The 16,333-nt window shown below is 68.3% G+C and carries 17 protein-coding genes and 1 pseudogene; 5 read left to right on the top strand and 13 right to left on the bottom strand.

Features of this window, described 5'->3' with window-relative positions; genetic code table 11:
- Nucleotides 1-66 precede the first annotated feature (66 nt).
- Both PI990_RS31670 and PI990_RS31665 read left to right on the top strand, forming a co-directional pair.
- A pseudogene (locus PI990_RS31670) lies at nt 67-1,083 on the top strand (cache domain-containing protein); the annotation flags it as partial.
- A gap of 177 nt (nt 1,084-1,260) precedes the next feature.
- On the top strand, nt 1,261-1,998 hold the full coding sequence (locus PI990_RS31665; RefSeq protein ID WP_442969353.1) for a methyl-accepting chemotaxis protein: 738 nt from the start codon (nt 1,261-1,263) through the stop codon (nt 1,996-1,998).
- Nucleotides 1,999-2,019: 21 nt separating this feature from the next.
- On the opposite strand, the gene PI990_RS27990 is transcribed toward PI990_RS31665, so the two are convergent.
- The 3 genes from PI990_RS27990 to PI990_RS27980 form a co-directional block, all read right to left on the bottom strand.
- On the bottom strand, nt 2,020-3,141 hold the full coding sequence (locus tag PI990_RS27990) for a GGDEF domain-containing protein (RefSeq protein WP_271659126.1): 1,122 nt from the start codon (nt 3,139-3,141) through the stop codon (nt 2,020-2,022).
- Between the two features lie 82 nt (nt 3,142-3,223).
- Nucleotides 3,224-3,670, bottom strand: coding sequence for a DMT family transporter (locus tag PI990_RS27985; RefSeq protein WP_263404504.1), 447 nt, complete (start codon nt 3,668-3,670; stop codon nt 3,224-3,226).
- Nucleotides 3,671-3,737: 67 nt separating this feature from the next.
- Complete coding sequence (locus PI990_RS27980; protein ID WP_271659125.1) at nt 3,738-4,619, bottom strand: MBL fold metallo-hydrolase; 882 nt, start codon at nt 4,617-4,619, stop codon at nt 3,738-3,740.
- Between the two features lie 97 nt (nt 4,620-4,716).
- Here PI990_RS27980 and PI990_RS27975 point away from each other — a divergent pair, with 97 nt between their 5' ends.
- Nucleotides 4,717-5,616: a LysR family transcriptional regulator gene (locus PI990_RS27975; protein WP_271659124.1), complete on the top strand. Its 900-nt coding sequence runs from the start codon at nt 4,717-4,719 to the stop codon at nt 5,614-5,616.
- 742 nt (nt 5,617-6,358) lie between these two features.
- Here PI990_RS27975 and PI990_RS27970 read toward each other — a convergent pair.
- Nucleotides 6,359-8,374 carry an FAD-dependent oxidoreductase gene (locus PI990_RS27970; RefSeq protein ID WP_442969304.1) on the bottom strand — a complete coding sequence of 672 codons (2,016 nt, stop codon included), beginning with the start codon at nt 8,372-8,374 and terminating at the stop codon, nt 6,359-6,361.
- A gap of 308 nt (nt 8,375-8,682) precedes the next feature.
- Here PI990_RS27970 and PI990_RS27965 point away from each other — a divergent pair, with 308 nt between their 5' ends.
- Entirely contained in the window at nt 8,683-9,225 is a 543-nt protein-coding gene (locus tag PI990_RS27965) for a hypothetical protein (RefSeq protein ID WP_271659122.1), read from the top strand.
- A gap of 63 nt (nt 9,226-9,288) precedes the next feature.
- Here PI990_RS27965 and PI990_RS27960 read toward each other — a convergent pair whose 3' ends face one another.
- From PI990_RS27960 to PI990_RS27920, 9 genes are all read right to left on the bottom strand, one after another.
- Nucleotides 9,289-9,606, bottom strand: a complete 318-nt coding sequence (locus tag PI990_RS27960; RefSeq protein ID WP_271659121.1) for a hypothetical protein — start codon at nt 9,604-9,606, stop codon at nt 9,289-9,291.
- Between the two features lie 121 nt (nt 9,607-9,727).
- Nucleotides 9,728-10,327 carry a hypothetical protein gene (locus PI990_RS27955; protein WP_271659120.1) on the bottom strand — a complete coding sequence of 200 codons (600 nt, stop codon included), beginning with the start codon at nt 10,325-10,327 and terminating at the stop codon, nt 9,728-9,730.
- A gap of 28 nt (nt 10,328-10,355) precedes the next feature.
- Nucleotides 10,356-10,976 (bottom strand): GrpB family protein, encoded by a 621-nt coding sequence (locus PI990_RS27950; RefSeq protein WP_271659119.1) that lies wholly within the window; start codon nt 10,974-10,976, stop codon nt 10,356-10,358.
- Between the two features lie 20 nt (nt 10,977-10,996).
- Nucleotides 10,997-11,500 (bottom strand): GNAT family N-acetyltransferase, encoded by a 504-nt coding sequence (locus tag PI990_RS27945; protein WP_021219714.1) that lies wholly within the window; start codon nt 11,498-11,500, stop codon nt 10,997-10,999.
- A gap of 10 nt (nt 11,501-11,510) precedes the next feature.
- Entirely contained in the window at nt 11,511-12,071 is a 561-nt protein-coding gene (locus PI990_RS27940; RefSeq protein WP_184492038.1) for a DUF4136 domain-containing protein, read from the bottom strand.
- Nucleotides 12,072-12,293: 222 nt separating this feature from the next.
- Nucleotides 12,294-12,905, bottom strand: coding sequence for a DUF4136 domain-containing protein (locus PI990_RS27935; RefSeq protein WP_271659118.1), 612 nt, complete (start codon nt 12,903-12,905; stop codon nt 12,294-12,296).
- Nucleotides 12,906-12,940: 35 nt separating this feature from the next.
- The gene (locus tag PI990_RS27930) at nt 12,941-13,705 is read right to left on the bottom strand and encodes a methyltransferase domain-containing protein (protein WP_271659117.1); all 765 of its coding nucleotides are present in this window, start codon (nt 13,703-13,705) and stop codon (nt 12,941-12,943) included.
- Nucleotides 13,702-14,007 (bottom strand): nucleotide pyrophosphohydrolase, encoded by a 306-nt coding sequence (locus tag PI990_RS27925; RefSeq protein ID WP_021219718.1) that lies wholly within the window; start codon nt 14,005-14,007, stop codon nt 13,702-13,704. Before PI990_RS27925 ends, PI990_RS27930 begins: the two co-directional genes overlap by 4 nt.
- A 60-nt stretch (nt 14,008-14,067) precedes the next feature.
- A complete protein-coding gene (locus PI990_RS27920) occupies nt 14,068-14,925 on the bottom strand; it encodes a MaoC family dehydratase (RefSeq protein ID WP_043244613.1) in 858 nt (285 codons plus the stop codon).
- A 184-nt stretch (nt 14,926-15,109) separates the two neighbouring features.
- Between PI990_RS27920 and PI990_RS27915 the strand changes: the two genes are divergently transcribed.
- On the top strand, nt 15,110-16,111 hold the full coding sequence (locus tag PI990_RS27915) for an AraC family transcriptional regulator (protein ID WP_271661365.1): 1,002 nt from the start codon (nt 15,110-15,112) through the stop codon (nt 16,109-16,111).
- The last annotated feature ends 222 nt before the right edge of the window (nt 16,112-16,333 follow it).

The following is a 16,333-nucleotide window of genomic DNA, read 5'->3' as shown; positions in this document are numbered from 1 at the left end:
ATTCTCTGTATACAATCTGCCGCCGTCCTCACCGAGCCCCTATAAAAATTCCAAGGAGACACCTCCATGCGCCTCTGGCAACGCAGTATTCAGTGGCAGCTGATCCTCAGCATGGGCGCAGCCCTGCTGGCCAGCATCCTTATCGTGGTCGGAATCTATTCCGCCGTGGTCAACCGCCTCACCGACCGCTACCTGGTGGGTGAAGCCTTGCCCAAAAGCACGCTGGCGATCCGCAACGACCTCGAGCGGGTACTGGCCGAGCCGCTCACCGCGGCCCAGGGCATCGCCCAGAACAGCCTGGTGCATGACTGGCTCAGCGCCGGCGAGGACGCCGCGCGGCAGCCGGACTTCGTCCGCTACCTGTCGGGCGTGCAGGGCCAGCAGAAGGCGCTGACCACCTTCCTGGTGGGGCTGGATTCGGGCAACTACTACACCGACAAGGGCCTGAACCGCACGCTGACCCGCGGCCCCCAGGAGAACAACTGGTTCTACGGCTTCGTCGATGGCAGCAAGGACCGCTCGCTGGACATCGACGTCGACGCCAGCACCCACCAGCCAACCCTGTTCATCAACCAGCGCGTCTCCGCCGGCGGCAAGACCCTGGGCGTCGCCGGCCTGGGCTACAGCCTCAGCGGCATGAGCGACCTGATCCGCAACTTCCGCTTCGGCCAGAACGGCCGCGTCTACCTGGCCAGCGCCGACGGCAAGGTGAAGATCCACCCCCAGTCCGAATTCAACGACACCCGCACCTTGCAGGAGCTGACCGGTGCCGATGCGGCTCGCCACTTGCTGCAAGGCGGGGGCAAGGCCGTGACCTTCGAGCGTGATGGCGAGAGCTTCCTGGCCCTGGCGCAGCCGCTGCAGTCCATCGACTGGGTGCTGGTGAGCGAGGTGCCCGAGGCGGAGATCTACGGCGAGGCGCGCCAGGCGCTGGTGATGACCAGCCTGGTGGGCATCGGCGTGGCGCTGCTGTTCCTGGTGCTGGTGGTGTTCCTCGCCCGTGGGCTGGTGCGGCCGATTCGCCAGGTGACCTCCGCGCTGGTGGAAATCGGCGGGGGCGGCGGCGACCTGACCCGACGCCTGAACGACAACCGCGCCGACGAACTGGGCGACCTGGCCCGGGGCTTCAACCGCTTCCTCGAAGGCCAGCGCAGCCTCATCGCCGAAGTCCTCTCCACCAGCCAGAGCCTGCGTACCGCCGTGGGCCAGGTGGCCACCGTGGTCGACAACACCGCCGGCCGCGCCGTGCAGCAGCAGGAGATGACCGACATGGTCGCCACCGCCGTGCACGAGATGGGCCTGACGGTGCAGGAGATCGCCCGCAACGCCGGCAACGCCGCCCTCAGCTCGCAGCAGGCCCGCGACGAGGCGCTGCAGGCGCGCCAGGTGGTGGGCGAATCCATCGGTCATATCGAGCGCATGTCCGGCGAGATCAGCGGCGCCGCGGGCGCGGTGACCGAACTGGCCACCCAGGTGGCGTCCATCGACCAGGTGCTGGCGGTGATCCGTGGCATCTCCGAGCAGACCAACCTGCTGGCGCTCAACGCCGCCATCGAGGCGGCCCGCGCCGGCGAGATGGGCCGTGGTTTCGCCGTGGTGGCTGATGAGGTGCGCACCCTGGCCAGCCGCACGCAGTCGTCCACCGACGAAATCCAGCAGATGATCCAGCGCCTGAAGTCGGGTGCCGAGACGGCCGTGACCTCCATGCATGCCGGCCAGTCGGCCACCGGCACCGGTGTCGAGGCCAGCCAGCGCACCGGCAGCTCCCTGTCGGCGATCACCGAGCAGATCGAGAAGATCAGCGACATGAACCACCAGGTGGCGGCCGCCACCGAAGAGCAGTCGTCGGTCACCGAGGAGATCAACCGCAATGTCCAGGGCATCGCCGACCTGGCGGGTGCCACCGCCGGTGAAGTGCGGGCCTGCCGCGAGGATTGCCAAGTGCTCAGCCGCCTGGCCGATGACCTGGCGCGGCAGATGGGCAGCTTCCGTCTCTGACGGGCTGCCCGGAGGAAGGGGTCAGGCCGTTTCCAGGCGGTCGCGGCCCTTTTCCTTGGCCTGGTAGAGCGCGTCGTCGACGCGCTTGAAGAAGGCTTCGGCATCGCCGTCGCGCTGCGCGTCGTAGCAGCCGACGCCGAGGCTGGCGGTGAGCGGCAAGCGCTCGCCCTTGAGCACCAGGCCCTTGGCCGCCAGGTCGCGGCGGAAGTCTTCGGCCAGCTTCGACGCCTGCTTCAGCCCGGTGTCGGGCATCAGCACCCCGAACTCTTCGCCCCCCAGGCGCAGCAGCGCATCGCTGTCGCGGCGGAACACCTCGCGCATGCGTTCGGCGAACTGCTGCAGGCACAGGTCGCCCATGGCGTGGCCGTGCTCGTCGTTGATGCGCTTGAAGAAGTCGATGTCCAGCAGCACCAGGGACAGCGCTGACCCCTGGCGCGCGGCGCTGGCGACCATGGCGGGGAACAGGTTGTTGAACTGGTAGCGGTTGCCCAGCTGGGTGAGGCCATCGGTGCGGCTCAGGGCGTCCAGGCGCTGGCGCTGTTCCAGCAGTTGCAGCTCCAGTTCCAGGGTGCCCTGGTACTCGCGATGGCTGCGCGACAGCGCCAGCAGCAGGTAGCTGAGGTAGAAGGCCAGGGTCACCAGTTCGGCGCGCATCGGCTCCGGGTGGAAGCCCAGGGCCACCAGGCCCGGCAGGTAGAGCAGCAGGATGGCGACCACGGCGCGGCCCCGGCGCATGGCGAAGTTGAAGGCCATGGCGGTGCTGAAGGCGATGGTGCTGAGGGTGGCGATGATCCGCGAATCGCTGAAGTCCGGGTTCAGCAGCAGCCAGGCGTGGGCCAGGCCCCAGGCCAGGCAGGTGGCCAGGATCAGCGTCCAGTGGCGGTTGAGCCAGCCCAGCAGCTCCAGCTCGGCGGCGCCCTTGCGCGGGATGTGGGCGATGCGCGCCGCCAGCATCAGGGCGAAGAACAGGGTGCCGGCCAGGCCGATGCCGAGGTAGTGCAGGGGCGTTGCGCTGAACAGCCAGGAAAGCAGCCAGGCCAGCAGGTAGTAGAGGCCGCCGAGGCGCGTGCGGATGCGGGTGTCCTGGATCTCGCGCCAGAGGGCGAAACCCTCCGGTTGTTGCGGCAGCTCTGCGTCAGTCATGTGCTGTGATCACAAATACGGCTGGATGGGCAGAGCTTATCGCGTTCCTCGGGCGATAGCAGCACATGGCTATCGCAGTTCGTCAGCCGCGGCGGATCATCCATACGCCGCCAATGATCAGGGCCATGCCGGCGATCTTGCCGAGGCTGATGGGCGCTTCGCGGTAGCCGGCCCAGCCGTAGTGGTCGAGCACCAGGGCCATGCTCAACTGGCCGGCCAGCACCAGGGCCATGAACAGCATGGCGCCGATGCGCGGCCCGGCGAAGGCGGCGGTGGCGATGAACACGGCGCCCAGCAGGCCACCGCTCCAGTGCCACCAGGTGAGCCCCTTCAGCGCCGTGAAGCTGGGCAGCTCGCGCTGCACGGCGGCCACGACGAAGAGCGCCACGGTGCCCACCAGGAAGGAGATCAGCGCGGCGCCCATGACGCTGGACACCTGCTTGGACAGCAGGCCGTTGATGCCGGCCTGCAAGGGCAGGAAGGCACCGGCGATGAAGGGCAGGGCGAGCAGCCACCAGGCGCTGGGCATGTGAGTCTCCGGTTTTCGGCGGGCGCACAGTATGCCGTCGACGCCGGTGGCTGTCGTCGTCAGTGGATCAGGGCCACTGCATCTCGCCCTTGAGCACCTTGGCGCTCAGTTCGAGGTCGGCTTCGCCGGCCAGGCCCGGGTAGCGCTGCTTCATCGCGGCGGTGAGCTCGGCGGCGTTCTTCGCCTTGGGCAGTTCCTGCTCCAGGGCCTTGAGGTAGTCACGGGTGAAGTGCAGGTCGCCGAGGCCGGCGGCGCGCTCGCCCAGGTAGTGGCCGGGGATCACTTGCTCGGGCTTCAGCGCTTCGATGCGGTCCAGCGCGGCGATCCAGTTACGGCGCGATTCGACGCTCTGCGAGTCGGCGGTCCACACATGCATGTTGCCGCTCACCAGCACGCCGCCCAACTGGGTGCGCAGGGAGGGAATCCACAGGCCGGTGTGGGCCGGGTCGGCGCCGTCCAGGCCGATCACGTCGATGCGCTGGCCTTCCAGTTCCAGGCTGTCGCCCTTGAGCGGCTGCGGCACTACCACGGCCTTGGGCGCGCCGTCCTTGAGGATCGGGCCCCAGTAGGCGAGCTTCAGGTCCTTGGTGGCCTGGATGTGCTCGATGGTCGGCGCGGTGGCCAGCACCTTGGCTTCGGGGAAGGCGCGCAACAGGGTGTCCAGGCCGAAGTAGAAGTCCGGGTCGCCGTGGCTGATGAAGATGGTGGTCAGGCGCTTGCCGCTGGCCTGGATGCGTTTCACCAGTTCGTCGGCCTCGTGGCTGGAGAACTGCGCGTCCACCAGCAGGGCGTCGTGCTCGCCGAGGATCAGCGACGAGGTGACCGGGAACACGGCCTTGTCGCCGGGGTTGTAGACCTGCAGTTGCAGGGGCTGGGCCAGGGCGCTGCCGGTGGCGGCGATCAGGGTGGCGCCGGCCAGGAGGCGGCGCAGGAAAGCGATGGGGGCCATGATGGGGTCCTCGATGGAAAGGCATCAGGATAGTTGCTCGTTGTGCAGCTAAAAACGCCATAATCCGCGCATCTTTGTTGCACATTCCGAGCGTGTCATGGACCGGATAACCGCCATGCGGGTCTTCGTCGAGGTGGTGGAGCGGGGCAGCCAGACCGCCGCCGCCGACGCCCTGGAAATGTCCCGGGCGATGGTTTCGCGCCATCTCGCCGCGCTGGAGGATTGGGCCGGTGCGCGCCTGCTGCACCGCAGCACCCGGCGCCTGAGCCTGACCGGCACCGGCGAGCGGATGCTGCCGCAATGCCGCGAGGTCTGTGCCCTGGCCGAGGCCATGCAGGGGCTGGGGCGTGACAGCCGCGAAGCCCCCCGGGGGCGCCTGCGCATCACCTGCAGCCAGTCCTTCGCCCAGGCCTGGCTGGTGCACGAGATCGGCCGCTTCCAGGCGACCTATCCCGGCGTCAGCGTCGACCTGCTGGTGAGCAGCCAGGCGGTGAACCTGATCGAGGAGCGCATCGACCTGGCGCTGCGCATCACCAACCAGCTGGACCCCAACCTGGTGGCGCGCAAGCTCGCTACCTGCCGCTCGGTCGTCTGTGCCACCCCGGCCTACCTGGCCCGCCACGGCATGCCGCGCACCCCCGAGGACCTGGTCCGGCACAACTGCCTGACCTACTCCTTCTTCGGCCGCAGCCTCTGGGCCTTCTTCCGCGACGGCGAACCTTGCGCGGTGTCGGTGGACGGCAGCCTCAGTGCCAACGAATCCATGGTGCTGCTGGAAGCCACCCTGGCCGACCAGGGCATCAGCCTGCAGCCGCGCTATTCGGTGGCCGAGCAGTTGCGCTCCGGTGCCCTGGTGCACCTGCTGCCCGGTTACGAGCCCCAGGAGCTTGGCATCTACGCCCTCTACGGCACCCGCCGGCAGATGCCCACCGCCCTGCGCCTGCTGCTCGACCACCTGGCCGAACGCCTGCAGGGCAACCCCGACTGGGACCTGTGAGCCTGCACGCCCCGGGCTGAAGCCCGGGCTACCGTTCGGGGCTAGGAGCGGCTCTTTTTGTGGGAGCGGATTCATCCGCGAAAGGCGCCGCCGGGTTGCACCCGACCGACGATCGCGCGACGTGTAGGGGCGAATCCATTGGCTCTGTCTGCGTTAAGTGTTGCTAGAGGATTTGAGCCCAGCTGATTGCCGAGTTTTGTTGGTGCTTCTGGTTTCGCCCACCCGGGCGAGTCCCTTTTCCAATCGTTGAAAAGGAACCAAAAAACTTGCCCCATCATCCGGCCCCGGCTTCGCCGGGGTTCCCTCACTCCATCGTTGCTCTGGGGGCCGGCGCGATGGGCCATCCATGGCCTGGCGCGCCTCTCGCGGCATCCATGCCGCTCGTCCCCCGGCGCAACGACTGCGTTCGGCCTCCTGGAGGGGCGTTGGCGGCTGCCCCACCTTTCTTCGTCCAGCGCATCGCTGTGGTGCGCACGGGCTTTCGTAGGATGGTGTAGAGCGAAGCGAAACCCATGCGGTGGAGGTGGCAGAAATACTTCGGTGCCCGGAAAGCACCGTGCTTGAGCGCCTGCATTAAAACCACAACAGCTAACGCAGACAGAGCCAATCCATTCGCCCGGCAATGTCCCTGTTGCCGGAGGGCTTCGCGAGCAGAGCTCGCTCCTACGAGGGGGCTGGGCGCTGTGTTCTCTCTGTGGGAGCGGATTTATCCGCGAAAGCAGCTGCCGGGTTGCACTCGCCCCTACAACCGCGCCGCCAACTCAGCGCCTTCCCTGATCGCCCGCTTGGCATCCAGCTCGCCGGCACGGCGGGCGCCGCCGATCAGGTGCAGGCGCAGGTGGTCGGAGCCCTGCACCGGTTGCAGCTCGCACAGGGGCTCCTGGCCGGCGCAGATGACCACGTTGTCCACCGGCAGCACCTGTTCCTTGCCATCCACTTCGATGTGCAGGCCGTCGTTGTCGATGCGCTGGTAGCTGACCCCGCCCATCATCCGCACGCCGTTGCGCGCCAGGTGGGCGCGGTGCACCCAGCCGCTGGTCTTGCCCAGGCCGCTGCCCAGTGCGCCGGGCTTGCGTTGCAGCAGCCAGATTTCCCGTTGCGGCCGTGCCGGCTCGGCGGGCACCAGGCCGCCGGGGGTGGTGGCGGCCAGGTCGATGCCCCAGTCCGCCAGCCATTGTTCCGGGCCCGGCGCATGGTCGTGGAGCAGGAAGGCGGCGAGGTCGAAGCCGATGCCGCCCGCACCGATCAGCGCCACCCGGGGGCCCACCGAGGCGCCCTGCAGCACCTGCAGGTAGCTGAGCACCTTGGCGTGGTGGATGCCGTCGATGGCCGGCAGGCGTGGGCGTACGCCGGTGGCGACTATCACGTCGTCGTAGTGGCCGCTGAGTTCGCCGGGGGCGATGCGCCGGCCCAGCACCAGCTCCACCCCCAGGCGCTGCAGGCGCACGCGGAAGTAGCGCAGGGTCTCGTCGAACTCTTCCTTGCCGGGGATGCGCCGGGCCAGGTTGAACTGCCCGCCTATGAAATCGGCGGCCTCGAACAGGGTGACCCGGTGCCCGCGCTCGGCGGCCACGCAGGCGGCGGAGAGCCCGGCCGGGCCGGCACCGACCACGGCGATGCGCTTGTGCTGGCGGGCGCGGGAGTAGCGCAGCTCGGTCTCGTGCACGGCGCGCGGGTTGACCAGGCAACTGGCGCGGCGGTTGACGAAGGCATGGTCGAGGCAGGCCTGGTTGCAGGCGATGCAGGTGTTGATCTCGTCGCCCTTGCCGGCGGCTGCCTTGGCCACGAACTGCGGGTCGGCCAGCAGCGGGCGGGCCATGGACACCAGGTCCGCCTGGCCGCTTGCGACGATGGCCTCGGCCAGCTCCGGGGTGTTGATGCGGTTGCTGGCGATCAGCGGGATGCGCAGCTCCTTGCGCAGCCGCGCGGTGACTTCGACGAAGGCGCCACGGGGCACCGAGGTGACGATGGTCGGCACCCGCGATTCGTGCCAGCCGATGCCGGTGTTGAGCAGGGTGAGGCCGGCGTCCTGCAGGGCGAGGGCGATCTCGCGCACCTCCTCCCAGGTGTTACCGCCTTCCACCAGGTCCAGCAGCGACAGGCGGTAGCAGAGGATGAAGCGCTCGCCGGCCATGCGGCGGATGCGCCGGACGATCTCCAGCGCCAGGCGCATGCGGTTCTCCAGGCTGCCGCCCCAGCGGTCGCGGCGCTGGTTGGTGCGTGGGCAGAGGAACTGGTTGAGCAGGTAGCCCTCGCTGCCCATCACCTCGACGCCGTCATAGGCCGCCGCCTTGGCCAGGCGCGCGCAGCGCACGAAGGCGCGGATGGTCTTCTCGATGCCGCGCTCGCTCAGCTCCCTCGGGGCGAACCAGCTGATGGGGGATTTGACCGGCGAGGCGGAGACCACCAGCGGGTGATAGCCGTAGCGCCCGGCGTGGAGGATCTGCAGCAGGATGCGCCCACCTTCCGCGTGCACCGCCTGGGTCAGGCGCCGGTGCGCGGGCACTTCCATGCCGCTGGTGAGGCTGCTGCCCAGGGGCAGCAACCAGCCCTCGCGGTTGGGTGCGAAACCGCCGGTGATGATCAGCCCCACGCCGCCCCGGGCGCGCTCGCGGTAGTAGGCGGCGAGCTTGCCGAAGTCCCACAGGCGGTCTTCCAGCCCGGTGTGCATCGAGCCCATCACCACGCGGTTGCGCAGCTGGACGAAGCCGAGATCAAGGGGGGACAGCAGATGCGGGTAGGGCGATGGGCTGTGCATGGGGGGCCGTCGAGGAGGGGGGCGGACCCTCACCATAGAAAGATGCGCAGGCGCGGTGAACGGCCCGGCTGACGGGATCGCCGGGCATTTCGGTCAAGGCGCTTCACGCCCGTCGGCTAAGCGCAGCGGCGGGCGACACCACGCGCTGTGCGGCCTATCTTTTCCTGCAGGCCCTGTCGGGCCGTTGGCACTGGCAGAACTTTGCACCGCCGTATCGTCGTGAGCCCGGACCGGGGCGCCTTGAGTGGACGTTGCAGGGCAATCTTGCGAGTGGGTGATCAACCCCCAGCAAAAGGATGTGACACGCGATGACTCCCTATCTCTATGCCGGCGCCCGGGGCAACCTGATCCGCCAGCAGAAGAACGGCTGGCAGCAGGGCCTGACCGGCGCCGCCCGCTACTTCGTACACGGCACCGCGCTGACCCCTTCCGAGGTCCACCGGGGCGGAATCTCCCCGGACCACTCCACCGAATACCTGGTCGATGAAAACGACGCGGCCATCGCCGGCGGGCGGATGATCTTCACCTTCCCGGTCTGCGCTGGCGCCGGCTTGCCCGCCAATGCCTCCAAGTCCCCGGCGGTCGGCCAGCTGTGGGGCTTCAACGGTCATTGCTACGTATTCCTGGTTCCGATCGGCACCACCTATTGGAGCCACGGCGGCACCCTCGGCAACGCCCAGGAAGTGGCCTTCCCCTATGAATTCGCCAGCGGCGACATCTACCAGTACTGGGCGCCGAGCAACAACTTCGTCAACCATGGCGGCGGTGGCGGGAGCCCCAGGACCAACTTCCAGAAGGTGCCCTGGAATGCCTACCTGGCATCGCGGGTCGCGGCACTGGCCGCGATCTAGTCGGGTGGCATGGCGCTGTAGCCCGTCCTTTAGCGCGATAGCGGTCCCGGACCAAAGTCCGGGCTACGGGCCGCCGATGATCCGAACGAGGTTGCCCAGCCCGAACAGCAGGATGACGGTTATCCACAGGCCCTTGCAGAGGGGCGGCATGCGGCTGGGGCGCAGTTGCAGCAGCTGCCCCCTGGCGATCATCGGGTCGAAGGCGAGGGCGCTGAACAGGGCGATGCAGCCCAGCAGCTCGCAGAGGCTCTGCAGCATCGCCGCTACGTCGGTGAGGGCGAGGATGAAGGGCAGGGTGATCTGCACATAGGCCAGCACGAAGCCGAGAAGGCAGATGACCGAGGCGCGCTGCCTGAGGCTGAGGGTATTCCATTCCAGCATTGCGAAGAGCCTTGCACGCGCCTGTTTCCGAGGCGCCGGATCATACGTGAAGCGGGTCGGGGTGCGGCCGGGCGTGGTTCACCTTTGCGGAGCGTCCCGGGCTGAAGCCCGGGCTACGGTGCTATGGCCGGGTCTCGCAGGGCTCCAGGTAGGTGTTCACGACCTCCACGTTGGATTTGCCAATGTCGGGAACAGTTGTCCACGCAGGGCCCAAACTTTTGAAGTCGCCCGGGCTCGTCAGCTCGACGCTGGTGCCTGCATGGGGACCGCTGGTTATCAATGCGCGGACGATGGAGACGTGGCCGGTTTCACCCTTGGGATAGTCGTAGAGGCCTGAAATCTTCATCTGGGTGCCCGGGTCTATCGGAGCGATCAGCGTCCGCTGTTTTTCGAACAGCGGCTTTTCCAGAAGCCGCTGATCCCATTTCTCCCTATCGCTCAGGTAGTCGGCCCAGGACTTGGGAAACGCAAAGGGGGCTATGAAGCCGTTGGAGTAGATACGGGGTGGAGGATTGAACGCCTGGATGCCGGGGCAGAACTCACGCCCTCCAAGCCCGCCTGCCTTCAGGTCGGCGCAACGGGCCTCGAACAGGAACGAAGGCAGCTTCACCGCGTAACAGGTGCTGGTGAGCACAGGTTGTTCAGCGGTGCGGTCGTAGACCCCATAGGCGGGGCAGCCTGACAGCGGGAGCGCTGCAAGGAATATCCAGTACGGTTTCATGTTCTTCACGTCCTTTGTGTTGTCGCATTCAGCCCTTCACCGGGCCGCCCTCATCGCCACCCTGTATCCCGCCCGCTTCATGCATGGCCGCCGTGGCGCGGCCGAGGATGGCGCCGACCACCTCGTCCTTGCCGGCGGTGTAGGCGTCGCGGTCGGTGGGATGGCGCTCGGCGAGCTGGCGTTTGACCCGGGCGTATTCGGCGGCGTCCTCGGGGTGGGCGCGCAGGTGGTCGCGGAACAGCAGGTGACGCACGGCGTTGGCCTGGGTCATCACGTGCACGTGGTGGGTGCGGCCTGTGCCCTTGGGTGGCATGCCCTTGACGAAGAACATGCGGTCGGTGGCCGGGTTGTCGCGCCAGAACTGGTAGCCGAGGGCTTCCAGCGGGGCGACCAGGCGCTGCCAGTCATAGTCGGGCGGGGGCAGCAGGAGAATATCGATGATGGGTTTGGCGGCGAGGCCGGGCACCGAGGTGCTGCCGTAGTGCTCCAGGCGCAGGCCGCGGATGCCCAGGGCGTCGCTGATGGCGGCGGCCTCCTCGCGGTAGCGCTGGGGCCACTCGGGGTTGGGGTCGACCACCTCGATGCGGTCGCTGTCGGCGTTGCTCCAGCGGGTGCCGTCGAAGGTGGGTTCATCGGTTTGCGGGGTCATCCCTGTTCCTTGTCTGGCGGTCAGTCGCCTGGGGTGAGTGCACGGTCCATCAGCACCAGGGCCACGCGCTGGCCGTCCGGGGCCTGGCGTTCGGCGATGCCGTTGAGTTGGTAGCCGAGGCGGGTGTAGAGCAGCAGCCCGGCGGCGTTGGCGTTGAAGCAGGAGATGCGCAGGCGGGTGGCGTGGTAGTGCTCGCGGGCGAGGTTTTCCATGACGCCCACCAGGTACTGGGCGACGCCATGGCCACGGGCCCAGGGGGCGACCATCAGGTTGCCCAGGGCGCAGAAGTCGTTGTGCTGCCACTGGTAAAAGTTGGCGAAGCCGGCGACGCGGCCGTCCAGCAGCACCACGGTGTTGTCGCGGCGCTCGGCCATCACCGCGGCGAGCTGGCCGACGGTGAGCGGCCAGATGCCCTTGGGGTAGCAGAAGAACAGTTCGTCGCGGTCCTGGGGGAAGCCGACGACCTCGTCGAGGTCGGCGGCCTGGGCGGGACGGTGGCTGAGTACGGTGTCGAATGCGCTCATCGAGGCTCGGTCAGTGCGGTGGGTATTGGGCGAGGACCTTGGCGACGGTCTCGCGGATGGCGGCTTCGCGCTCGGCCGGGGTCGGCGGGTCGGTGCGCATTATCTGCCCGGCGCTGCCGCGCCAGACCAGCTTGCCGTCCTTGCCGTCTAAGAGGTCGATCTGGATGGTGGCGACCTTGTAGTCGTAGGTGCGGGTCTCGGTCATGGCCGGGCCGCCCCAGTAGTTGCCCCAGTAACCGCCCCAGTAGCCGCCGTAGCCGGTGGTGACCTGCTGCTGGCGATCGTCGACGATCAGCCAGCTCTGCACCTTGAGGTCGCTGGCGGCGCCGTTGGCGGCGGGGCGCAGGCCACGCTGGTCGAGCTGCTGGCCCACGGCCTCGCGGATGCGTTGTTCGGTGAGGTCGCTCTTGATGCGCGGGTCGTCGGGGCTGTACTGCAGCGCCGGCTCCTTCCAGCTCCAGCTGCGGTAGGCGGCGAAGTCGCGGTTGCGGTCGAAATCGCGGTTGATCTCGTAGCTCTGGCAGGCGGCCAGGAGCAGGAGGGTGGAAGCGATGAACAGACGGCGGAACATGGTCATATCTCCTCTGCCGGAATCACTATCCAAGCGCAAGCCAGAGCGGCCGGCAAGAAGATTTCGTGCAAGCCGGCGACTGCTTCCATGTGGATCGTGACGGCGTATTGCGGTTCCGTTCGTCGAGCGCCCGGAAAGGAGCATGGTGCAGGGAGGGAGTGGCGAATCGCTCCGCCCACCCCCGGGTGAGGCGGGACGGGCGGAGGCACCGGGCGGTTGGGCTCAGCGGGGCGGGTAGTTGTCCAGGGCTTCCTTGATGGCTTCGCGCAGTGCGGTGGTGCGGTCGCTGCGGCTGCCGCTGGCGTCGCTCTCGGCGCTGCCGCTCCACACAGGTTGGTTGTCGCGGGCGTCGTAGAACTCCAGGTAGACCACCGCCACTTCCTGCTCGTAGGTGCGCACCAGGGGCACCGTGGCCCAGGCGCCGTACTGGTCGCGGTAGGGGCCGTTGCCGTAGTAGGCGCCGCTGGAATCGTTGTACTGGCGCAGGCGCTTCTCGAACCGCAGGCTGGCGGCGACCTTGAGGTCGGCGGCGGCGGGCTCGCGGGACTGGCGCAGGCCGTGCTGGTCCAGCCCGGCGTTGACGATGTCGACCATCTGCTCCGGCGTCGCCCAGCTGTTGCCGGCGGGCAGGCGGCCGTTGAGCCAGGTCCAGTTGCGGTAGCGGCCGAAGTCGCGCGGGGCCGCCGGGTAGGCGGAGCGGTCGAAGGTGGTGGCCGCCTCCGGCGGGGCCGGCGGCATCGGCCTGGATTCGGCCTTGTAGGGGTTGGCGCTCTGGCAGCCGGCGAGCGCCAGCAGGGCGAGGGCGGTGAATACAGGAAGGGCAGTGTGTTTCATGGGGCCTCCGTCGAGGCGAGCCCGTGGGGGCTCTCTTATTGGGGTCTGCAGATCCAGTGCAGGTACCGTCCCAGCCCCATGAAGCTCGGGTGGCGACGGTGGGCCAGCTCCATTTCCAGGAGGTCGACCAGCTCGGCCTTGGCCTGGAATTCACTCGGCATGTAGTCATGGAAAACCCGCACGCCGCTCTGGGTTTCGACCTTCCACACCCCCTCGAGTTGCCCGGCCAGCTCCCGCGGGTCCAGCGGTTGCTGCGGGGTCAGGCTCTGGCCTTCGCCGGCGAAGCGGTTGCGTCGCAGCTTGCGGAAATGGCCCTTGAGCAGGTTGCGGTAGATCAGTGCATCCCGATTGTAGAACGCCAGGGACAACCAGCCGCCCGGCGCCGTCAACTGGTGCAGCACCGGGAGGATGGCGTGGGGCTCGGCGAGCCACTCCAGCACGGCGTGGCAGAGCACCAGGTCGTAGGGCTCGGTGAGCTGGCCGAGCAGGTCCTGCCAGGGCGCCTGGATGAAGGTGGCCTCGACGCCGGCTTCGGCGAAGCGCGCGCGGGCGCCTTCGAGCATGGGTTCGGCAGGTTCGGCGAGGGTGACCTGGTGGCCGCGCTGGGCCAGCCACAGGCTCATGTGGCCGAGCCCGGCGCCCACGTCGAGCACCCGCAGCGGGCGCTCGGGCAGGGCTTCGGCGAGGTCGGCCTGGAGCACCGCCAGGCGGATGGCGCCCTTGGCGCCGCCATAGATCTTCTCGGCGAAGCGCGTGGCGAGTTCGTCGAAGTGACGGTCGTCGGTGGTCGGGGCGCTCATTGGACGAAGCGCCTCTCGCTGTCGGCCAGCTTGGCGCGTACCGCCTGCTCCATGTCGATGCCCAGTTCGCTGCACATCAGCAGCAGGTAGAGGACGATGTCGCCCACTTCCTGGCCGGCGTGCTCGAGCGTGGCGGCGGGCAGCTGGCGGGACTGGTCCTCGCTGAGCCACTGGAAGATTTCCACCAGCTCGGCCATCTCGACGCTGGCGGCCATGGCCAGGTTCTTCGGGCTGTGAAATGGCCGCCAATCGTTATGGTCACGGATGGCGTGCAGGCGTTGGGTCAGTTCTGCGAGGTTCATGCGGCTCTCCTGGAGCCGCATAGCTTGGTGCGCCGGCTGGCGCCGCGCAAGCCTCGGCCGTCAGCCCTGCAGCGGGCCCCAGCTGCCGGCCATGTGCGGCAGGTCGTCCTTGCCGCGCAGGGCGAACTGGCCCTCGGCGGCGGGGGCGCTGGCCAGCAGGCGTACCTCGGCGGGCAGCAGCACCGGCTTCTGGAAGCGCACCTCCACCTCGTAGCCGGCATCGGGCAGGCGCGAGGCGAGGGCGGCCAGGGTGCGCGCCTTGTTCCACAGGCCATGAGCGATGGCGCGGGGGAAGCCGAACAGCTTGGCGGTGGGCGCCGACAGGTGGATCGGGTTGTAGTCGCCGGCGACCTTGGCGTAACGCCGGCCGATGTCCGCCGGGGCGCGCCAGTGGTCGATCTCCTCCAGGGGCAGGGCTTCGCTCTCGGCGCGCTCGGGGGCGTTGCCGTCCAGGCGCATGCCACGGAAGAGGATGCGGCTGTCGCCTTCCCAGAGCAGGCCGAGCTGGTCTTCCAGGCGGGTGATCAGGCTGAAGGTCACGCCCTTGTCGTGGGGGCGCAGGCCTTCCACCGCGACGCTGACGCGGAAGGGGCCGAGGCCGCCGAGGGTGCGCAATACGCGGATACGATTTTCCAGGTGCACCAGGCCCAGCAGCGGGAAGGGGAAGCGCTTGTCGGTGAGCAGCTGCATCTGCAGCGGGAAGGCGAGGATGTGCGGGTAGGTGGGCGGCAGCTGGCCGTTGTCCTTGAAACCGCAGACCTGCCGGTAGCGCGCCAGGTGCCGGGCATCCACGTCCACCTGGCTGCGCAGGCCGAGGTCCGGCAGGGTGCGGCCGGTGGCGCCACGGCGCAGGGCCGCGCGGGCGAACAGGCCGGGCAGGGCGGGTGGGGCAGGCAGGTCGAGCCAGTCGGTGGCCATGGGCAGTCTCCTCGTTGCGGAACGGTGCAGCTTAGCCGCCCGCAGGCGGGGTGCATTGGCCGTGGGGCAAGCGCGGCTGGCAGGCGAGTCAATCCGTCTGCAATCGCTATCCGCGCCTTGAGCGGGGGGCCTGAAGATGCATAAGATGGCCCCCGCCCCGCATAACAAGAATATTCAGAAAATGATGCGTGATCTGACCGACGACGTGGCGCTGATGCGCCCGGTGATCGACGCCCTGCGAGCCAGCGGTGCCGACCCTGACAAGGTGCTGGTGCGTGTCGGCCTGCCGCCGGGCGGGCTGCCCGCCGGCCGTTTCCCCCATACGGCGCAGACCCTGTTCTGGAAAGCCGCCGCCGAGGAATGCGCCGAGGAGCACGTCGGCCTGCACCTGGCCGGGCACCTGCCGGCCTTCCACGGGCTGCTGCTCGAATACCTCTTCCTCTCCAGCGAGACCTTCGGCGAAGGCCTGCGCCACGCCCTGCGCTACGTGCGCCTGCTGTCCGACACCCTCAACGCGCGCCTGGAAGTCGAAGGCGAGCGCGCCGTGCTCTCCCTGGGGCAGGACGCCAGCATCAACCGCCACTTCCCGGAGATGCTCGCCGGCGCGGTGATCCGCCTGTTCGACGCCCTGACCGAAGGCGACTTCAAGGCCTGCGAAGTGCAACTGATGCACACCGAAGGCGCGGCTGCCGAGCGTTACCAGGCGGTGTACGGCTGCCCCGCACGCCTGGGTGCCGAGCGCTATGCCCTGGTGTTCGATGCCGCGGTGCTGGACAAGCCCTCGCGCCACGCCGCCCCGGAATTGCTGCGCATGCACGAATCCCTGGCCCGCCGACAACTGGCCGAAGTGGAACGCCTGGACCTGGTGCGCAAGGTGCGTGAACTGATCGGCGAACTGCTGGTGGACGGCGGCGCGACCCTGGAGCAGGTCGCCGCCCGCCTCAACATGCCCGCCCGCCGCCTGCGCGAACGCCTGGCCATGGCCGGCGTGCGCTTCAACGACCTGGTCACCGACTACCGCTGCCGCCTGGCCAAGGAACTGCTGCTGAAAACCGACGAGCGCATCGAAGTGATAGTCGAGCGCACCGGCTTCTCGGAGCCGAGCACCTTCTATCGCGCGTTCAAACGCTGGGTGGGGGAGACGCCGGTGGAATTCCGGAGGCGGGGGAAGCCGGCGGGGAACTAGCTGGAAGCTAGAAGCCTGAAGCTGGAAGCAGGGTTCTGCGCGTAGGGTGGGCTTCAGCCAACCGATCACACCGCAACGTCAAAGCCGGGCACACAGGTCCCGGCTTTTTTCTTGTCGCTTGTCGCCAGCTGGAAGCTAGAGGCCTGAAGCTGGAAGCGGGGCTCTGCGCGTAGGGTGGGCTTCAGCCCACCGGTTACATCGCTGGTGGGCTGAAGCCCACCC

Origin of the sequence: Pseudomonas sp. TUM22785, assembly GCF_028198105.1 — a bacterium.
Taxonomy (GTDB): domain Bacteria; phylum Pseudomonadota; class Gammaproteobacteria; order Pseudomonadales; family Pseudomonadaceae; genus Metapseudomonas; species Metapseudomonas solani.
This window is presented reverse-complemented; position numbering and strand designations above follow the sequence as displayed.

What these genes read in the sequence shown, in the direction of transcription:
- PI990_RS31665 (WP_442969353.1), top strand. Translation starts at nt 1,261, where the DNA reads ATGACCGACATGGTCGCCACCGCCGTGCACGAGATGGGCCTGACGGTG.
- PI990_RS27990 (WP_271659126.1), bottom strand. Translation starts at nt 3,141, where the DNA reads ATGACTGACGCAGAGCTGCCGCAACAACCGGAGGGTTTCGCCCTCTGG.
- PI990_RS27985 (WP_263404504.1), bottom strand. Translation starts at nt 3,670, where the DNA reads ATGCCCAGCGCCTGGTGGCTGCTCGCCCTGCCCTTCATCGCCGGTGCC.
- PI990_RS27980 (WP_271659125.1), bottom strand. Translation starts at nt 4,619, where the DNA reads ATGGCCCCCATCGCTTTCCTGCGCCGCCTCCTGGCCGGCGCCACCCTG.
- PI990_RS27975 (WP_271659124.1), top strand. Translation starts at nt 4,717, where the DNA reads ATGGACCGGATAACCGCCATGCGGGTCTTCGTCGAGGTGGTGGAGCGG.
- PI990_RS27970 (WP_442969304.1), bottom strand. Translation starts at nt 8,374, where the DNA reads ATGCACAGCCCATCGCCCTACCCGCATCTGCTGTCCCCCCTTGATCTC.
- PI990_RS27965 (WP_271659122.1), top strand. Translation starts at nt 8,683, where the DNA reads ATGACTCCCTATCTCTATGCCGGCGCCCGGGGCAACCTGATCCGCCAG.
- PI990_RS27960 (WP_271659121.1), bottom strand. Translation starts at nt 9,606, where the DNA reads ATGCTGGAATGGAATACCCTCAGCCTCAGGCAGCGCGCCTCGGTCATC.
- PI990_RS27955 (WP_271659120.1), bottom strand. Translation starts at nt 10,327, where the DNA reads ATGAAACCGTACTGGATATTCCTTGCAGCGCTCCCGCTGTCAGGCTGC.
- PI990_RS27950 (WP_271659119.1), bottom strand. Translation starts at nt 10,976, where the DNA reads ATGACCCCGCAAACCGATGAACCCACCTTCGACGGCACCCGCTGGAGC.
- PI990_RS27945 (WP_021219714.1), bottom strand. Translation starts at nt 11,500, where the DNA reads ATGAGCGCATTCGACACCGTACTCAGCCACCGTCCCGCCCAGGCCGCC.
- PI990_RS27940 (WP_184492038.1), bottom strand. Translation starts at nt 12,071, where the DNA reads ATGTTCCGCCGTCTGTTCATCGCTTCCACCCTCCTGCTCCTGGCCGCC.
- PI990_RS27935 (WP_271659118.1), bottom strand. Translation starts at nt 12,905, where the DNA reads ATGAAACACACTGCCCTTCCTGTATTCACCGCCCTCGCCCTGCTGGCG.
- PI990_RS27930 (WP_271659117.1), bottom strand. Translation starts at nt 13,705, where the DNA reads ATGAGCGCCCCGACCACCGACGACCGTCACTTCGACGAACTCGCCACG.
- PI990_RS27925 (WP_021219718.1), bottom strand. Translation starts at nt 14,007, where the DNA reads ATGAACCTCGCAGAACTGACCCAACGCCTGCACGCCATCCGTGACCAT.
- PI990_RS27920 (WP_043244613.1), bottom strand. Translation starts at nt 14,925, where the DNA reads ATGGCCACCGACTGGCTCGACCTGCCTGCCCCACCCGCCCTGCCCGGC.
- PI990_RS27915 (WP_271661365.1), top strand. Translation starts at nt 15,110, where the DNA reads ATGCGTGATCTGACCGACGACGTGGCGCTGATGCGCCCGGTGATCGAC.